Consider the following 15,544-nt stretch of genomic DNA (forward strand, 5'->3'; position numbering starts at 1 on the left):
CCGATCATAACCGATATGGCGGCGAAACGTTATTCTTTTACGGCGTCTTTCGCCACGCCGACGAGATTGAGGACGAAATCGGAGATTTCATTTTCCCCGAACGGCTTGCCAAGCAGAGGCGCCTGCGAAAGATCGTCCGGAAACCCCGCCGTGTCGCCGTAACCGCTGACGAAACCGAAAGGAATGCCCGCCTCGCGCAGCAGGCGCGCAAAATCGTAACTCTTGCCATCGGACAGGCTGACATCGAGAAGCACGCAGTCCGCACCGTTCTGTTCAAAGGCTTCACCGGCCTGCGCAAGCGTTGTGGCTATGATGATGGTTTCAACGCCCATGGACTGGAGAACCGCTTCGACATCGAGCGCCACCAGATATTCATCCTCAACGATGATAACCCGTTGTGGCACCATATGTTTTCTTCTTCCTAGATGAAGGAGCCAGCCGGCTCTGCGAAGCGGTCTCCGGAATTGCGTTCCAGCGAGATATTATCACAGGAGTCGCAAATTACGGCTGGAACGTCATTTAAAAAAGACATGTCGAGACAGGATCAGATGAAGGGTCGCTGGCGCTTTTCATCGCTTTCCCAGCCAGCCACATGGGCAAGTCCGGCATCATCCAGCACCAGACAGCCCTTGTCCGTCCAGCGGATCAACGCGCGATCGACGAGCTTTCTCAAGGTCTTGTTTGTGTGGACGATGGAAAGGCCGAGCGTATCGGCGACATGCTGCTGGGTGACCGGGATCGGCATCTCACCGCGAACGAGATTGACCGCTTTCGCCTTGCTGTAGAGGAAGGCGATGAGGTAGGCGGCGCGCTCCAGTGCGGTGCGCCGGCCGATGCTGAGCAGATGGCTGTCGAGCATGCGTTCTTCGCTCGCCGCGATCCAGGTCAGGTCATAGGCAAGGGTCGGATGATCGGTGAAGAGGTTGTTGAGGCGGGATCGCTCGAAAACACACAGCGTCACCGGTGACAGCGCTTCGACTGAATGCTGCATCTCCCCCATCACCGTGCCCTGCAGGCCGACGAGATCGCCCGGCATGACATAGTTGAGGATCTGCCGCCGGCCATCTTCCAGCGTCTTGTAACGAAACGCCCAGCCATTGAGCACGGTATAGAGATGGGCGCTGTGCGAACCTTCCATCAGGATGACGGAGCCGCTTTCAACCGCAAGTTCCCCCGTTTTGAAACGGGAGACGAAATCCAGTTCAGGAGGAGCAAAATCCCTGAAATGCGGCAGGTCGCGCAGGGGACACTGCTGGCAAGGCGTGGTGGAAATCCCGTTCGGTTTTTTTGGCGACATGAATATCCGTCATCGAAAAAAGGTTGCGCCCAATTGTTTTGGAACAACCCGCCCGAACGTATTCGGTTCCCGATAAAACGCTGAAGATATTCAGTTTCGCGGAAATTCCAAGCCCATTTCGCGGAAGCGTTCAGGGTCATCGCCCCAATTTTCGCGCACCTTGACGAACAGGAAGAGGTGGACCGGCTGCTCAAGGATAGCCGACAGTTCCTTGCGCGAGGCGGTGGAGATGGCCTTGATGGCATCGCCGTTCTTGCCAAGCGCAATCTTCTTCTGGCTGTCGCGCTCGACATAGATCACCTGCTCGATGCGCACGGAGCCATCCTTGCGCTCTTCCCAGCTTTCCGTCTCGACATGCGAGGCATAGGGAAGTTCCTGATGCAGCCGCAGAAACAGCTTCTCGCGAGTGATTTCGGCAGCGAGCTGGCGCATCGGCAGATCTGAAATCTGGTCTTCCGGATAATACCACGGACCTTCCGGCAGGGTATCCACCAGATAATCCATCAGGTCTTCGCAGCCCGAACCATTGGTGGCCGAAATCATGAAGGTGCGGTCGAAAGTGACCGTCTCATTGGCGGCGGCGGCAAGCTTCAGCAGGTCTTCGCGCTTCACCTGGTCGATCTTGTTGAGGCAGAGGATCTTCTTCTGCGGAACGTCCTTCAGCCCTTCGAGAATGGCCTCGGCATCGCCCTTCAGGCCGCGCTCGCTGTCGATCAGAAGCAGGATGAGATCGGCATCCTTTGCCCCGCCCCAGGCGGAGGTGACCATGGCGCGGTCAAGCCGGCGGCGCGGCTTGAAGATGCCGGGCGTATCCATGAAAACGATCTGCGCATTTTTGTGAATGGCGATGCCGCGCATCACCGCGCGCGTCGTCTGGACCTTATGGCTGACGATCGAAACCTTGGCGCCCACCAGCCTGTTCACCAGTGTCGACTTGCCGGCATTGGTCGGGCCGATCAGGGCCACGAAGCCGGAACGGGTCGGAAGGTTGTTGTCTTCGCCTTCAACGGCGGGGTTTTCGTGATCGGTCATAGTATCCATCAAGGTCTGAGGTATTCAACATGCGGCCAAAGGGTCCGCCATGCGCTCGATTTTGGCACCCTATGGTCGGGTGCTCAGTTTTTGGTGGGGCTTTTCTGCCAGACGCCTTCGCGCTCCAGCAAGCGGGTGGCCGCCACCTGTTCGGCTGCGCGCTTGGAGCGCTCGACGCCGGTTTCCGGCTTCACGCCGGGAATTTCCACCGTTACGGTGAAGCTTGGATCGTGATCCGGTCCGGAGCGGTCGTCAACCCGGTAAGAGGGCGTCGCCGCAAATCGGGCATGCGCCCATTCCTGCAACTCGGTCTTGGCATCCCGCCGCCCGGCATCCACGCGCGTTGCGCGGCCCTGCCAGTATTTCAGGATAAATTTGCGCGATGCTTCCAGCCCGCCATCCAGATAAAGGGTGGCAATCAGGCTTTCGACGACATCGGCGCGCACGTTCAGCATCGCCTTGCCGGTCAGCTTCTTCACATCAGATCCGGTGCGGATGAAATTGTGCAGGCCCATCTCATCGCCGATCGCGGCGCAGGATTCGGCGCTGACCAGCTGGTTCAAACGGACGGAAAGCTCACCTTCAGTGGCGTCACGAAAGATGGAGAACAGCAATTCTGCGACGCAAAGGCCAAGAACGCGGTCGCCCAGAAACTCCAGCCGCTCGTAATTGCCGGCCGCCGCCGAGCGGGCACTGGCATGGGTCAAGGCCCGGTCGAGCCGGGCCTTTTCCTTGAATTCATATCCGATCAACGCTTCCAGACGGGAAATCTCGTCCGTCGAAAGCGGCTTGGTCTTGCTCATTCCACAACCTTGAACAGGCGGTCCCAACGCATGTTGGCTGGCCATTCCCAAATGCGGCTGAACGGCGTGTCATTGCCCAGCGAGAAGAAGATGACGCTGGCGCGGCCGATCAGGTTTTCTTCCGGCACAAAACCGACGTCGAAGCGGCTGTCGAGCGAATTGTCTCTGTTGTCGCCCATCATGAAATAATGGCCTTCCGGCACCAGGAATTCCCGGGTGTTGTCGCCGCGCGAATCGGGCGACTGATCGAGCGTGTCATAGGTGACGCCATTATCCAGCGTTTCGCGGAAGACCGGCACATTGGCGCCCGGATCGGCGCGGTAATCCGAGGTGAAGGCGCCGTCTGGCTGCTTCGGCACCGGCTGGCCGTTAATGAAGAGCACGCCGTTCGTCACCTGGATGCGATCACCCGGCAGACCGACGAGACGCTTGATGTAATCCACTTCAGGATTTGGCGGCAGGCGGAACACCACGACATCGCCACGCTTGGGCTTGCTGAATTCCAGAATACGGCCCGAAAACAGGTTCGGCGAGAAGGGCAGCGAATATTTCGAATAGCCGTAAGAGAACTTGTTGACGAAAAGATAGTCGCCCACCAGAAGTGTCGGCATCATCGAGCCTGATGGGATCGTGAAGGGCTGAAACAGAACGGTGCGGATGACCATGGCCAGCAGCAGCGCCTGAATGATGACCTTGACGTTTTCCCAGAGGGCGTTCTGCTTCTTCTCAGCTTTTTCGGACACTTAAAGACCTGCCTGATTGTTTCCCGGCTTCTTCGGTTTCACGAAGGCATCGGGGCCGTTGTTTTGTCGTGCTTGTGCCATATGAAGCAGTCTTCACACAGCCGGCAACGCTTTCATATTTCTGCGACTTCTCTAGAACCTTTCCAGCCCGAAGGGAAGCGCTTCTATGACACGGGTGCAAATAGGCCGCCAATGCGGCCGCACCGGGTCTCAGCCATTCACGGGAAGCGCCTCGATAATCACAAATGCCTGAGCATAAGGGAAATCATCCGTGATCGTCAGGTGGATATTGGCGCGGTGGCCGGCCGGCAGCATGGCCGCCAGTCTTTCCCCTGCCCCATTGGTCAGACGCATGGTCGGCTTGCCGCCCGGCAGATTGACGACGCCCATGTCCTTCCAGAAAACACCATTCGCAAGGCCTGTTCCAAGCGCCTTGGAACAGGCCTCCTTGGCGGCGAAACGCTTGGCATAAGAAGCGGCGCGGTTCTTGCGGCCATCGGATTTGGCGCGTTCGATATCGGTGAAACAGCGGTGGGTGAACCGTTCGCCGAAACGCTCGATCGACTTTTCAACGCGGCGAATGTCGATCAGGTCGCTGCCCAATCCAATGATCATTTCAACATCTCCAGAGAAGCATTCTTGTTGGCGGCTCGGTGCGCAAGATTTTCCATCTTGCGGCGTTGGAAGCCGCTGATAAGGCCGAAAACGGCGATATAAGCGATGATCGCGCTGACGGCGGCAGGCAGAATCGCGCCGATGGTCATGGGTTCCAGCACCGGTGTCCATATCTGCCGGAATTCGAGATGGCTGAACAGCGCCACGAAATCCACATGTGCAGCACTTTCCGCCGTTTGCCGGCCGAGAATGAGGTGCCCGAGTTCCCAGGTGGAAGCCCATATGAATGGAAATGTCAGCGGATTTGCAAAAGTGGTGCCGAGGGCTGCGGCGACGAGATTGACCCGCATGAGGAAACCGAGCGCCATGGCGATGAGGATGTGAACGCCGAGAAACGGCGTCCAGGCCACGCCGACACCAAGGGCAACACCGGCAGCAACCGAATGGGGAGAGGCGGAAAGCCTGAGCAGACGCAGCTTCATATAGCGCAGCGAACGGGAAAAACCCGTGCGCGGCCAGAAGAGGTCGCGAATCTTCTCTGAAAAACCAACGGGTTCACGGCGGCGAAACGGCATGCGGGCAGTCTATTTCATCGACCGGGCTGCGCCAAGGGCATGGTGGGCGATGGGAGGATTTCTTTTGCAGGGCCTGTTGCCCGCTACCGTCATTCGGGTCTGGGCCGGAAGCCAGCAGTGGGGCATCCGCGCCGCGTCACCAGATGGGTACGACCTTGCCGCACGCACTGACGTCATCCTCGAGCTTGTCCCGAGGATCCGCAACCGATTGATTTTTCGACGTGATTAGGTTCCTTGGGACAGGCCCAAGGATGACGTTGAGGAAATACGCACCCCTCGCCGCCAACTTCGCTGCAAAGGCAGCGTGTCCCATCATTTTGACCGGACAGCGGTGGAACGCCCGCTTGAAGCGCACATTCACATAGATTTACGAAATGCAGGAACACTAGCGGGTACCAGCTGCTCCTGCCGGTCGCATACGCATGGCGAAGGGCTGCCATGCGCTGGGTGCATTACCGGCGGAACAGGCCGCGGTCGATTTCGCGCTGACGGAACTCGAGGTCGACATTCGATACCGAGCCGCTGAGATATTCGAATTCGCGTTCCTGGGTGGTCTTGCCACGGACGGCACGGGCGATCTTGCGAAGCGGAGTAAACATGATTTTCGGTCCTTTCGGTTTGGGGATTGGCGTTTCTCATCGGTGTAGATCCCACCGGCACGCCGCGTTCCCGTCTTCAATTTCTGAAAGGAAGATAGTCTTAAAGCCTGTCCGCGACCAGAGACAGGAAAAGGCCGCTGCCATGCAATGAATGCATAACAACGGCCTTTTGAGTTGCGAGAGCGACTAAAAATGCCTCAATCGAAGGCACGCGCCACTGTTGATACGCAGTCTAGATCCTTCAGCTGCGACAGAAGCTGGTTCAGCTGCCGCAAATCCCAGACTTCGACATCCAGCGCCAGCTCGGAGAAGTCAGTGCCGATGCGGACCATGTTCAGGCCGCGAATATTGACATCGAGCGTCGCGATCGATTGCGCCACCGAGGCGAGCGTGCCCGGCTCGTTCAGCGCATTGATCATCACCCGCGCCATGAAGCGTGACTTGTTCGCCTCATCGAGGTCCCAGCGGACATCGATCCAGCGCTCCGGCTCATCGTCGAAACGCTGCAGCGCCGGCGCCTGAATGGGATAGATGGTGATGCCCTTGCCTTTTTCCATGATGCCGACGATGCGGTCTCCCGGAACGGCGCCGGCGGCACCGAAATGCACATCGACATTGCCGGAAAGGCCGCGGATCGGCAGCGGGTCGGGTCCGTCCAGCATCTCGGCCGCGCCATCGTCCTCCAGAACGGAGCGCGACTTGCCGGGGATCTTGAAGACCATACCGGAGGCGCTGCGCATGTTGAACCAGCCATCGTCGCCGGTCATCTTCACCGTCACGCGCTCGTCCTGATAGTCCGGATAGACCGCACGCAGCACATCCAGCGAGGAGACCTCGCCGCGACCGACGGCGGCGATGGCGTCTTCGACATCCTTCTGCGCAAGACGGTGCAGCACAGGCTTTAAGGCTTCCCGCGAGAAAGCCTTGCCGGCGCGCTCGAAAGTACGCTCGAGAATGCGATAACCGAGGCCGGAATATTGCTTGCGGATGGCCATGCGGGTGGCGCGGCGGATGGCCGAGCGGGCCTTGCCCGTCACCACCACCTCTTCCCATGCGGCCGGCGGCACCTGCACGCCGGAGCGGATGATCTCCACCTCGTCGCCATTGTTCAGGCGGGTGACGAGCGGCATGATCCGCCCGTTGATCTTCGCGCCAACGGTGGTGTCACCGATATTGGTGTGAACGGCATAGGCAAAGTCGATAGGCGTCGCGCCGCGCGGCAGGGCGATGAGCTTGCCCTTGGGCGTGAAGCAGAACACCTGGTCCTGGAAGAGTTCAAGCTTGGTGTGCTCGAGGAATTCTTCCGGGCTGTCGCCTTCGGCCAGTGATTCGATGGTGTGGCGCAGCCAGGAATAGGCATTCGATTCCGGCGAGAGCAGATCGCCCTCCCCGTTTTCACCATCCTTATAGAGTGCATGGGCAGCGATGCCGAATTCGGCGATTTCATGCATGCGCTTGGTGCGGATCTGCAGCTCGATACGCTGGCGCGACGGGCCGACGATGGTGGTGTGGATGGAGCGATAATCGTTCTGCTTCGGGGTGGAGATATAATCCTTGAAGCGGCCCGGCACCACGCGCCAGCGAGTGTGCACGATGCCAAGCGCCCGGTAGCAGCCGGGAATATCGTCCACCAGAATACGAAAACCGTAAACATCGGAAAGCTGCTCGAAGGAGAGCGACTTCGACTGCATCTTGCGGAACACCGAATAGGGCTTCTTCTGACGCCCCTTGACGTTGGTGCCGAGCAACCCGTTGGCCACCAGAAGCTCGCGCAACTCGTCCTCGATCTTCTTGATGAGGCCTTCATTGCGGGTTTCCAGCTCCTGCAGACGGTTGGTCACCGTCTCATAGGCTTCCGGGTTGAGATATCGGAAGGACAGGTCTTCCAGCTCGTCGCGCATGTCCTGCATACCCATGCGGCCGGCGAGCGGCGCATAGATTTCCATCGTCTCCTCGGAAATGCGGCTGCGCTTGTCGGCAGGCATATATTCCATGGTACGCATATTGTGCAGGCGGTCGGCGAGCTTGACCAGAAGAACGCGCACGTCGTCGGAAATGGCCAGCAGCAGCTTGCGCAGGTTTTCGGCCTGCTTGGCCTTGCGGGTAACGAGATCGAGTTTCTTGAGCTTGGTCAGCCCTTCCACCAGCCGGCCGATATCTTCACCGAAGAGTTCATCGATTTCGGCGCGGGTGGCCGTGGTGTCCTCGATCGTATCGTGCAGCAGCGCCACCGCGATGGTCGATTCGTCGAGATGCATTTCCGTGAGGATCGCGGCAACTTCCAGCGGATGCGAGATATAGGGGTCGCCATTGGCCCGCTTCTGCTGGCCATGTTTTTGCATGGCATAAACATAGGCCTTGTTCAGCAGGGCCTCATTCGCATCCGGTTTATATTTTTGAACCCGCTCGACGAGTTCGTATTGCCGCATCATGCGATATTCCACAAAAAGAAAGCGCGCCAACCATGGGGTCGGCGCACAATGCTGCATCAATAGGGATCAGATTATGACGGGAAATATTGACAGACGGTAACCACCGCCTGCCAATGGCGTCATAAACTTAGATCAATAGTCGTCATTTTTTTCCGGCGGCACAAGGCCTTCGATACCGGCCAGCAGTTCTTCTTCCGACATCTGGTCGAAAGTAACGGTTTCCGGCTGGTCGTCGTCTTCGCCATCGGCAGCGGAGGCGGCAAGCGTGACCGGATCGGGCTCGGGCTCGTCCACTTCCACATGCTTCTGCAGCGAATGGATAAGGTCTTCCTTCAGATCGTCCGGAGACAGCGTCTCGTCAGCGATTTCGCGCAACGCAACGACCGGGTTCTTGTCGTTGTCACGGTCAACCGTGATGGAGGAGCCCTGGGAAATCTGGCGTGCACGGTGGCTGGCGAGAAGCACCAGTTCGAAACGGTTGTCTACTTTATCAATGCAATCTTCAACTGTGACGCGGGCCATTGCCTGTCCTTTGCGTGTCGTAATGTCGTGGATCAGAGCGCCGTGCTTTCTTCGGGATGCACAAGGGATGCTCTAACCTATTGAATCTGCGCTTCGTGCCTTGCGAAAAACATTCAGGATTTCACGCGACGAAGCTTTCCAGCTTCCGATACAGCCATTGGCCGCGGAATTCAAGTTTTTCCTGTCTTTGGCGTCTTTTGGCACCTTATTGCCGATGTTTGGCGTCTGATGAACAAAATGTCTAGAAAAATTGTCTTGGAATACGGGGGAAGGTAGCTTACTTAAAACGCAACGGCGGTACGCGAAGCTCGTTGATACGACATGACTTTTTGCGTTATCGGCCGGAAATAAAAGCCAGATAATGGCCTTTCCAAAAAAAGGAATGGGATGGAATGTTCGATCCACGGGAGAAAATTGCGCTCTTCATAGACGGAGCCAATCTTTATGCAGCATCGAAAAGCCTGGGATTCGATATCGACTACCGCAAGCTCCTGAAGGCCTTTCAAAAGCGTGGATACCTGCTGCGCGCCTATTATTACACCGCATTGATCGAGGATCAGGAATATTCCTCGATCCGTCCGCTGATCGACTGGCTGGATTATAACGGCTACAAGGTCGTGACGAAGCCGGCGAAGGAATTCACCGACGCGCTCGGTCGCCGCAAGATCAAGGGCAACATGGACATCGAACTGGCAGTCGATGCCATGGAACAGTCCGAGACCGTCGATCACCTGGTACTGTTTTCCGGCGACGGCGATTTTACCAAGCTGGTGGATGCGCTGCAGCGCAAGGGCCGCAAGGTTTCCGTGGTTTCCACCATGGCAACGCAGCCCGCCATGATCGCCGACGATCTGCGCCGGCAGGCCGATCACTTCATCGACCTGATGACGCTGAAGGCCGAGATCGGGCGCGACCCGAACGAGCGCCCTGCCCGGCATGTCGAAAGCCCTGAGACGATCTGATCCAAGTTTTTGCTGCGACGAAATCATAAACGCGTCCGTCCTGAAAAGACGGGCGCGTTTCTGTTTGCACTATGCCAGCGAGGTAAAAATTCTTTTTAGAATTAACAAACATCAAATTCGGTAAGTCGAAATTATAACTTGGTTAATTTTAGACGTGTCTAAAAGACGTAACGGCGCCAACGATGTGATTTCGGTGCCAAATCAGGATATTTAGACATGCATGGCCAAGCAAAAACCGACCGACAACTCGATGAAAGACTGAATTTTCTGGGACTTGGCCACGAACAGCGGCAAAATCTCTCCGAGATGAAAGGTGTCATCACCGGCTCGCTCGATGCTTCGCTCGACCGTTTTTATGCCAAGGTTCGCTCGGTGCCGGAGACGGCAAAGTTCTTCGCCAACGATGCGCATATCCACCATGCCAAGAGCATGCAGCTGAAACACTGGGCGAGGATCGCCTCCGGCACGTTCAACGGCGATTATACCGACGCCGTCACCGCCATCGGCCGCACCCATGCCAGGCTGGGGCTGGAGCCGCGCTGGTATATTGGCGGTTATGCGCTGATGCTCGATGGCATCGTCAAGGCCGTCATCAGTTCCGAACTGAAGGGCCTCTTCATGGAGAAGAAGGCCAAAAAATTGAAGGACGGGCTGTCCGCCACCATCAAGGCCGCCCTTCTGGACATGGACTATTCGATCTCCGTCTATCTCGACGTGCTGGCCGCCGAGAGGCTCAAGGTGGAGGCTGAGCAGGCGCAGATGAAGAAGGAACAGGAGCACGTTCTCGAACTGCTAAACAATGCGCTGAACAAGCTGGCCAATGGCGACCTCACCTCTAGCATCGGCGAAAAGACCGCGCCGCAATTTGAAGGGCTGATCGCCAATTTCAACGCCGCGGTCGGCAATCTCTCCGGCGCCTTTGCGCAGATCGTCGAAGAGGCCAACAAGATTTCCGGCAACACCCGTGAGCTGACCTCTGCGACTGACGATATGGCCCGCAGGACCGAACAGCAGGCCGCCGCCCTTGAGGAAACCGCCGCCGCCGTCGAGGAAATCACCACCATTTCCAAACTCTCGGCGCAGCGCTCGGAAGAGGCCAAGGCCATCGTCGAAAGCTCGGCCGTTGAGGCAGCGCGCTCGCGGGATGTGGTGACGGAAGCCGTCAAGGCCATGGGCGCCATCGAGGAATCGTCGCAGAAGATCACCCAGATCATTTCCGTCATCGACGAGATCTCGTTCCAGACCAACCTTCTGGCGCTGAATGCCGGTGTGGAGGCCGCACGCGCCGGTGAAGCGGGCAAGGGTTTTGCGGTCGTCGCCCAGGAAGTGCGCGAGCTTGCCCAGCGCTCGGCCAATGCGGCCAAGGAAATCAAGACGCTGATCGCCAAATCCTCAGACGATGTGATGCAGGGTGTGTCGCTGGTCAACAAGACGGGCGAATCCCTGAATACGATCGGTAACAAGGTGGATCACATTCAGGAACATATCGCCTCGCTGACCAAGGCGGCGCAGGAGCAGTCCGTCGGCATTCAGGAAATCAGCGCCGCCATCAACAGCATGGACAATCTGACCCAGAAGAATGCGGCCATGGTGGAAGAAACCAATGCGGCCACACATAATCTGAGCGATGTCAGCGCCAATCTCGCAGCGCTGGTCAGCAAGTTCAGCGTCTCGGCTTCGAGGACTTATGTGGAGCGGACTTATAGGGCTGCCTGAGACTTGACCGGAATGATCTTCACTCTGTCACCCCGGACCTGATCCGGGGTCCAGCGCGATTAAGTCCTTGATCGCGAAAAAGACCTTTCACGGCGCAGACGCGCCGTGGCTGGATGCCGGATCTGGTGCGGCATGAAGCAGGAGCATGCGGCGAAAGGCGGCAACCCCTGCCCGGCAGAACTCACTGCGAATTACCTTTCAGAATCCGAGACTTCTGCCGGTTCCAGTCGCGTTCCTTCTCCGTCTCGCGCTTATCGTGCAGCTTCTTGCCCTTGGCGAGCGCCAGTTCCAGCTTCGCGCGGCCCTGGTCGTTGAAATAGACCTTCAGCGGCACTAGCGTCATGCCGTCCCGGTTGATGCCGGCGCGCAGGCGGCTGATCTCGCGTTTGCTCAACAGCAGCTTGCGGCGGCGGCGCGGCTCATGGTTGAACCGGTTGGCCTGCAGATATTCCGGCAGGTGGGAATTGATCAACCAGATTTCATCGCCCTCGTCCGAAGCGTAGGATTCGGCGATGTTCGCCTTGCCTTCGCGCAACGACTTGACCTCGGTGCCGGTCAGCACGATGCCCGCCTCGTAGGTGTCGATGATTTCGTAGTTGAAGCGAGCCTTGCGGTTTTCCGCAACGATCTTGTTCACCACGCGCTGGCTGCCTTTGGGGGCCATGATATTTCAATCCCTTGTTTTTCTTATTGCGCCGCAGCCTGTCGGCCAGAGCGGTTTTCGAGCCTCTATTTAGTATCGTCGCCGCAAAAAGAAAAGGCGCGCGGAGCCGCTTCTGTCGCGAAGCGGTCCCATTGCGCGCCTCTAAGGCTTTAAGGCGTCTCTTAGTTCATCAGGCCGGCATGTTTCAGCGCCGCGTCAATCGCCGCTTCGGTTGCCGGTTCCAGCGTGCTCATCAATGGCGAGCGGACCCGGCGGTTGCCGCCACGTGTCTTCGACAGCGCATATTTCGTGCCGCAGACGCCGGGCTCCAGGAAAATCGCCCGGTGCAGCGGCATCAGGCGATCCTGATACTCCAGAGCCTTGGCGTAATCACCGGCCAGCATTGCCGCCTGGAATTCCGAACAGAGGCGCGGTGCGACATTGGCCGTAACCGAAATGCAGCCGACGCCGCCATGGGCGTTGAAACCGAGTGCCGTGCCATCTTCGCCCGAGAGCTGAATGAAATCCTTGCCGCAGGAAATGCGCTGTTCGGAAACGCGGTCGAGCTTGCCCGTCGCATCCTTGACGCCGACGATGTTCTTGTGCGCCTTGACCAGCGCGCCCATGGTTTCCGGCGACATGTCCACCACCGAGCGCGGCGGAATATTGTAGATGACGATCGGCAGTTTCACCGCGTCGGCAACAGCGGAGAAATGAGCGAACAGGCCCTTCTGCGTCGGCTTGTTGTAATAGGGGGTGACCACCAGCAGCGCATCCGCGCCGGCTTCCTGCGCGTGGAGCGCAAGCTCTATCGCTTCATCGGTATTATTGGAGCCTGCACCCGCAATGACCGGAACCCGTTTCGCCGCAACCTCGATGCAGAGTTCAACAACCCGTTTGTGCTCATCGTGGGAAAGCGTCGGGGATTCCCCCGTCGTACCCACGGGCACAAGGCCCTTGCTGCCTTCGGCGATTTGCCATTCAACATGAGCGGCAAACGCCTGTTCGTCCACGGCGCCATTGTCCGTGAACGGGGTAATGAGGGCGGGAATAGATCCCTTGAACATGCAAAGCTCCTGGCGCCGAGCCGGTTCATGCTTCGGCCGCATTCGATGGTTAAAACCGGCACACATTAGTGCCAGCCCTTGGCGCCGACAAGCGCAAAGGCAGCCTATTTTGCCCGAAATTGTCGGAAGTGTGACAGTCCGGAACGTCACACCACAGTTAAAAAATCGCGGCGGCGAAATTGCAGGCCGCTCGCGAGCCGGTGAATAAAAGTTGATGGGACTGCGCGGCGGGCGGTTAAGGTTTCATTAATCTCAATATCCGTAGATTCAATGCAGAACACGAGGGCGGGATACGAAACCAAGCTTCAAGCGATTTGCGCAATCCCGCTGCAATGAAACGACAATACAAGAACGACAATACAAGAAGGTCGATTGTTTCCGTCTGACGATGAAGAACGGTATGAAAAAAACAGTTTGGGGATTGATGGCGGCGGGCCTCGCCGCAACCGTTTGGAACGCGCTGGCCGGGCCGCTGCCGGAAGGTGCGGTGCCGCTTCCCTATGTGAAGCCGAATGCGCCGGCCGTTCCCGCCTTCATGCCGGCCTCGCCCGAGATTACCGGCGCCATACCGCGCCTCAACCGCCCCGATGATGCAAGCCAGCTGAAAGCCGGCCTCGACGCGCTCTCCAGCCGCGATGCGACGCGGGCGATTGCACTGCGCAACACCATGCCGACCGGCAGCCTGGACCGGCATATTCTCAGCTGGGCGATTGCCGTTTCAGGCCAAAAGGATGTGCCTTCGTCCGAGATCGCCACCGCCCAGCGCGAGCTTACCGGCTGGCCGGGTGCGGCCACCCTGCGGGCCAATTCCGAAAAAGCGCTTTACCGCGAAGATCCGCCAGCGCCCCAGGTGCTTGCCGCCTTCGGCAGCAGCCGGCCGGAAACGGCCGAGGGCACCGTGGTGCTTGCCAAGGCGCTCGCCTCGTCCGGCAAGGTGGTGGACTCCCAGCGTCTCATTCGCCAGCTCTGGGTCAGCGAAGGCATGGACAAGGACATGGAAGACCGTGTGCTTGCCGAGTTTCCCGCCTATCTGACGCCCGCCGATCACAAGGCGCGCATGGATTATCTGATGTATCGCAGCCGCATCGGCCAGGCGAAGCGTTTCGGCGATCTCGGCAAGGCGCAGTCGCTTTATAATGCCTGGGCCGCCGTTCTGCAGCGATCCGCCACTGCCGGCACCCTGCTCGGCAAGGTTGACGCCAACTGGCGCAGCGACACCGCTTTTCTCTTCGCGCGGATCGAAAACCTGCGCAACCAGCAGAAATATCCCGAAGCCGCAGCACTTTTGAAGCAGGCCCCGAAAGAGGCGGCCAAACTCGTCAATCCCGGCGAGTGGTGGAACGAACGGCGTATCATCGCGCGTGGCCTTGCCGATCTCGGCGATTTTGCCGAAGCCTATCGCATCGTCGCCAATCATTCCGCCACTTCGCCCGTCGATATCGCCGATGCGGAGTTCCATGCCGGCTGGTATGCGCTGAGAGCCCTGCGCGATCCGGCGGCGGCTTCGCGCCACTTCGAGACGTTGTTGCAGACCTCGAACCGGCCGCTTTCCGCCTCGCGCGCCTATTATTGGCTCGGACGGTCGGCGGAAGCGGGCGGACCGGGTAATGCCCGTGACTTCTTCACCAAGGCCGCCGCCCACCCCGGCACTTTCTATGGCCAGCTGGCCGCCGCACGGATAGGCACCACGACGCTGAACGTCACCTATCCAAGCCCAAGCACCGGTGACCGGGAACGCTTCGCCGGCCGTGAGGCCGTGCGCGCCATCGACCGGCTGGAGGCTGCGGGTTATGGCTGGCGGGCCGACAGTCTTTACCGCTCGATGGCCGACCAGCTGGACAGCCCAGGCGAGCTTGCCATTCTGGCGGCAAGGGCGGAAGGCAACGGCAATCATCAGGTTTCGCTGCAGATCGGCAAGACGGCCTTCAGCCGCGGCATCGACGCGGCAGCGCTCGCCTATCCGCTCGGCGTCATTCCCGCCAGCGCCAATATTGCCGGCTCAGGCAAGGCGCTCGCCTATGCCATCGCCCGGCAGGAAAGTGCTTTCAACCCCTCTGCCGTCTCGGCTGCCAATGCACGCGGGCTGCTGCAATTGCTGCCGGGAACCGCCAAAGGCGTGGCCGGTCGCCACGGCCTGCCCTACACACAGGCAATGTTGACCAGTGATGCGGGCTACAACGCCACACTCGGCGCGCATTATCTCGGCGAGCAGATCGACAGTTTCGGCGGTTCCTACATCCTCACCTTCATCGCCTATAATGCCGGCCCGAAACGCGTGCCGGAGTGGATTGCCCGTTATGGCGACCCGCGCGGCAAGCCGATCGATGAGGTGGTCGACTGGATCGAGCGCATCCCCTTCCCCGAAACGCGCAATTATGTGCAGCGGGTGATGGAGAATTATCAGGTTTACAAGACCCGGCTTGGGCAACAGGCCGATATTGTCGACGATCTGCGCCATGGGCGTGCGGGGTAAGCCTTTCACACCGGTCGAAAGTCATCTCAGAACATTCAAGCACCGGCTGGCCCGATGCTTTTTTA

15 protein-coding genes are annotated in these 15,544 nt (G+C 58.7%); 3 read left to right on the forward strand and 12 right to left on the reverse strand.

Annotated features, from left to right (window positions below):
• Positions 1-29 precede the first annotated feature (29 nt).
• The 10 genes from FCH38_RS03280 to rpoZ form a co-directional block, all read right to left on the reverse strand.
• Positions 30-407: a response regulator gene (locus tag FCH38_RS03280; protein ID WP_149897991.1), complete on the reverse strand. Its 378-nt coding sequence runs from the start codon at positions 405-407 to the stop codon at positions 30-32.
• 137 nt (positions 408-544) lie between these two features.
• Entirely contained in the window at positions 545-1,297 is a 753-nt protein-coding gene (locus FCH38_RS03285; RefSeq protein WP_149897992.1) for a Crp/Fnr family transcriptional regulator, read from the reverse strand.
• A gap of 90 nt (positions 1,298-1,387) precedes the next feature.
• The gene (gene era, locus FCH38_RS03290; protein WP_174372814.1) at positions 1,388-2,338 is read right to left on the reverse strand and encodes a GTPase Era; all 951 of its coding nucleotides are present in this window, start codon (positions 2,336-2,338) and stop codon (positions 1,388-1,390) included.
• Positions 2,339-2,412: 74 nt separating this feature from the next.
• Positions 2,413-3,132 carry a ribonuclease III gene (gene rnc / locus FCH38_RS03295; RefSeq protein WP_149897994.1) on the reverse strand — a complete coding sequence of 240 codons (720 nt, stop codon included), beginning with the start codon at positions 3,130-3,132 and terminating at the stop codon, positions 2,413-2,415.
• On the reverse strand, positions 3,129-3,875 hold the full coding sequence (gene lepB, locus FCH38_RS03300; protein ID WP_149897995.1) for a signal peptidase I: 747 nt from the start codon (positions 3,873-3,875) through the stop codon (positions 3,129-3,131). The genes rnc and lepB overlap by 4 nt, the downstream gene beginning before the upstream one ends.
• Positions 3,876-4,085: 210 nt before the next feature.
• The gene (acpS, locus tag FCH38_RS03305) at positions 4,086-4,490 is read right to left on the reverse strand and encodes a holo-ACP synthase (protein WP_153513465.1); all 405 of its coding nucleotides are present in this window, start codon (positions 4,488-4,490) and stop codon (positions 4,086-4,088) included.
• Positions 4,487-5,065 carry a DUF2062 domain-containing protein gene (locus tag FCH38_RS03310; protein ID WP_149897996.1) on the reverse strand — a complete coding sequence of 193 codons (579 nt, stop codon included), beginning with the start codon at positions 5,063-5,065 and terminating at the stop codon, positions 4,487-4,489. The genes acpS and FCH38_RS03310 overlap by 4 nt, the downstream gene beginning before the upstream one ends.
• 452 nt (positions 5,066-5,517) lie before the next feature.
• Positions 5,518-5,664, reverse strand: a complete 147-nt coding sequence (locus FCH38_RS03315; protein ID WP_003496944.1) for a hypothetical protein — start codon at positions 5,662-5,664, stop codon at positions 5,518-5,520.
• A 197-nt stretch (positions 5,665-5,861) separates the two neighbouring features.
• The gene (locus FCH38_RS03320) at positions 5,862-8,096 is read right to left on the reverse strand and encodes a RelA/SpoT family protein (protein ID WP_149897998.1); all 2,235 of its coding nucleotides are present in this window, start codon (positions 8,094-8,096) and stop codon (positions 5,862-5,864) included.
• 132 nt (positions 8,097-8,228) lie between these two features.
• Positions 8,229-8,618 (reverse strand): DNA-directed RNA polymerase subunit omega, encoded by a 390-nt coding sequence (gene rpoZ / locus FCH38_RS03325; protein WP_006311530.1) that lies wholly within the window; start codon positions 8,616-8,618, stop codon positions 8,229-8,231.
• 392 nt (positions 8,619-9,010) lie between these two features.
• On the opposite strand from rpoZ, the gene FCH38_RS03330 reads away from it, so the two are divergent.
• Together FCH38_RS03330 and FCH38_RS03335 are read left to right on the forward strand one after the other, a co-directional pair.
• The gene (locus FCH38_RS03330; RefSeq protein WP_013635795.1) at positions 9,011-9,580 is read left to right on the forward strand and encodes an NYN domain-containing protein; all 570 of its coding nucleotides are present in this window, start codon (positions 9,011-9,013) and stop codon (positions 9,578-9,580) included.
• 216 nt (positions 9,581-9,796) lie between these two features.
• Entirely contained in the window at positions 9,797-11,296 is a 1,500-nt protein-coding gene (locus FCH38_RS03335; protein WP_153513464.1) for a globin-coupled sensor protein, read from the forward strand.
• Positions 11,297-11,477: 181 nt separating this feature from the next.
• Here FCH38_RS03335 and smpB read toward each other — a convergent pair whose 3' ends face one another.
• Positions 11,478-11,960 (reverse strand): SsrA-binding protein SmpB, encoded by a 483-nt coding sequence (gene smpB, locus FCH38_RS03340; RefSeq protein ID WP_149898000.1) that lies wholly within the window; start codon positions 11,958-11,960, stop codon positions 11,478-11,480.
• Between the two features lie 161 nt (positions 11,961-12,121).
• Positions 12,122-13,006 carry a 4-hydroxy-tetrahydrodipicolinate synthase gene (dapA, locus tag FCH38_RS03345; protein ID WP_174372815.1) on the reverse strand — a complete coding sequence of 295 codons (885 nt, stop codon included), beginning with the start codon at positions 13,004-13,006 and terminating at the stop codon, positions 12,122-12,124.
• Between the two features lie 400 nt (positions 13,007-13,406).
• Here dapA and FCH38_RS03350 point away from each other — a divergent pair, with 400 nt between their 5' ends.
• Entirely contained in the window at positions 13,407-15,479 is a 2,073-nt protein-coding gene (locus tag FCH38_RS03350; RefSeq protein ID WP_174372816.1) for a transglycosylase SLT domain-containing protein, read from the forward strand.
• The last annotated feature ends 65 nt before the right edge of the window (positions 15,480-15,544 follow it).

This window comes from Agrobacterium tumefaciens, from assembly GCF_013337285.1.
Classification (GTDB): Bacteria; Pseudomonadota; Alphaproteobacteria; order Rhizobiales; family Rhizobiaceae; genus Agrobacterium; species Agrobacterium burrii.

Bases quoted from the DNA above. Each gene is read 5' to 3' on its own strand.
- FCH38_RS03280 (WP_149897991.1), bottom strand. From the start codon at position 407: ATGGTGCCACAACGGGTTATCATCGTTGAGGATGAATATCTGGTGGCG.
- FCH38_RS03285 (WP_149897992.1), bottom strand. From the start codon at position 1,297: ATGTCGCCAAAAAAACCGAACGGGATTTCCACCACGCCTTGCCAGCAG.
- era (WP_174372814.1), bottom strand. From the start codon at position 2,338: ATGGATACTATGACCGATCACGAAAACCCCGCCGTTGAAGGCGAAGAC.
- rnc (WP_149897994.1), bottom strand. From the start codon at position 3,132: ATGAGCAAGACCAAGCCGCTTTCGACGGACGAGATTTCCCGTCTGGAA.
- acpS (WP_153513465.1), bottom strand. From the start codon at position 4,490: ATGATCATTGGATTGGGCAGCGACCTGATCGACATTCGCCGCGTTGAA.
- FCH38_RS03310 (WP_149897996.1), bottom strand. From the start codon at position 5,065: ATGCCGTTTCGCCGCCGTGAACCCGTTGGTTTTTCAGAGAAGATTCGC.
- FCH38_RS03315 (WP_003496944.1), bottom strand. From the start codon at position 5,664: ATGTTTACTCCGCTTCGCAAGATCGCCCGTGCCGTCCGTGGCAAGACC.
- FCH38_RS03320 (WP_149897998.1), bottom strand. From the start codon at position 8,096: ATGATGCGGCAATACGAACTCGTCGAGCGGGTTCAAAAATATAAACCG.
- rpoZ (WP_006311530.1), bottom strand. From the start codon at position 8,618: ATGGCCCGCGTCACAGTTGAAGATTGCATTGATAAAGTAGACAACCGT.
- FCH38_RS03330 (WP_013635795.1), top strand. From the start codon at position 9,011: ATGTTCGATCCACGGGAGAAAATTGCGCTCTTCATAGACGGAGCCAAT.
- FCH38_RS03335 (WP_153513464.1), top strand. From the start codon at position 9,797: ATGCATGGCCAAGCAAAAACCGACCGACAACTCGATGAAAGACTGAAT.
- smpB (WP_149898000.1), bottom strand. From the start codon at position 11,960: ATGGCCCCCAAAGGCAGCCAGCGCGTGGTGAACAAGATCGTTGCGGAA.
- dapA (WP_174372815.1), bottom strand. From the start codon at position 13,006: ATGTTCAAGGGATCTATTCCCGCCCTCATTACCCCGTTCACGGACAAT.
- FCH38_RS03350 (WP_174372816.1), top strand. From the start codon at position 13,407: ATGAAAAAAACAGTTTGGGGATTGATGGCGGCGGGCCTCGCCGCAACC.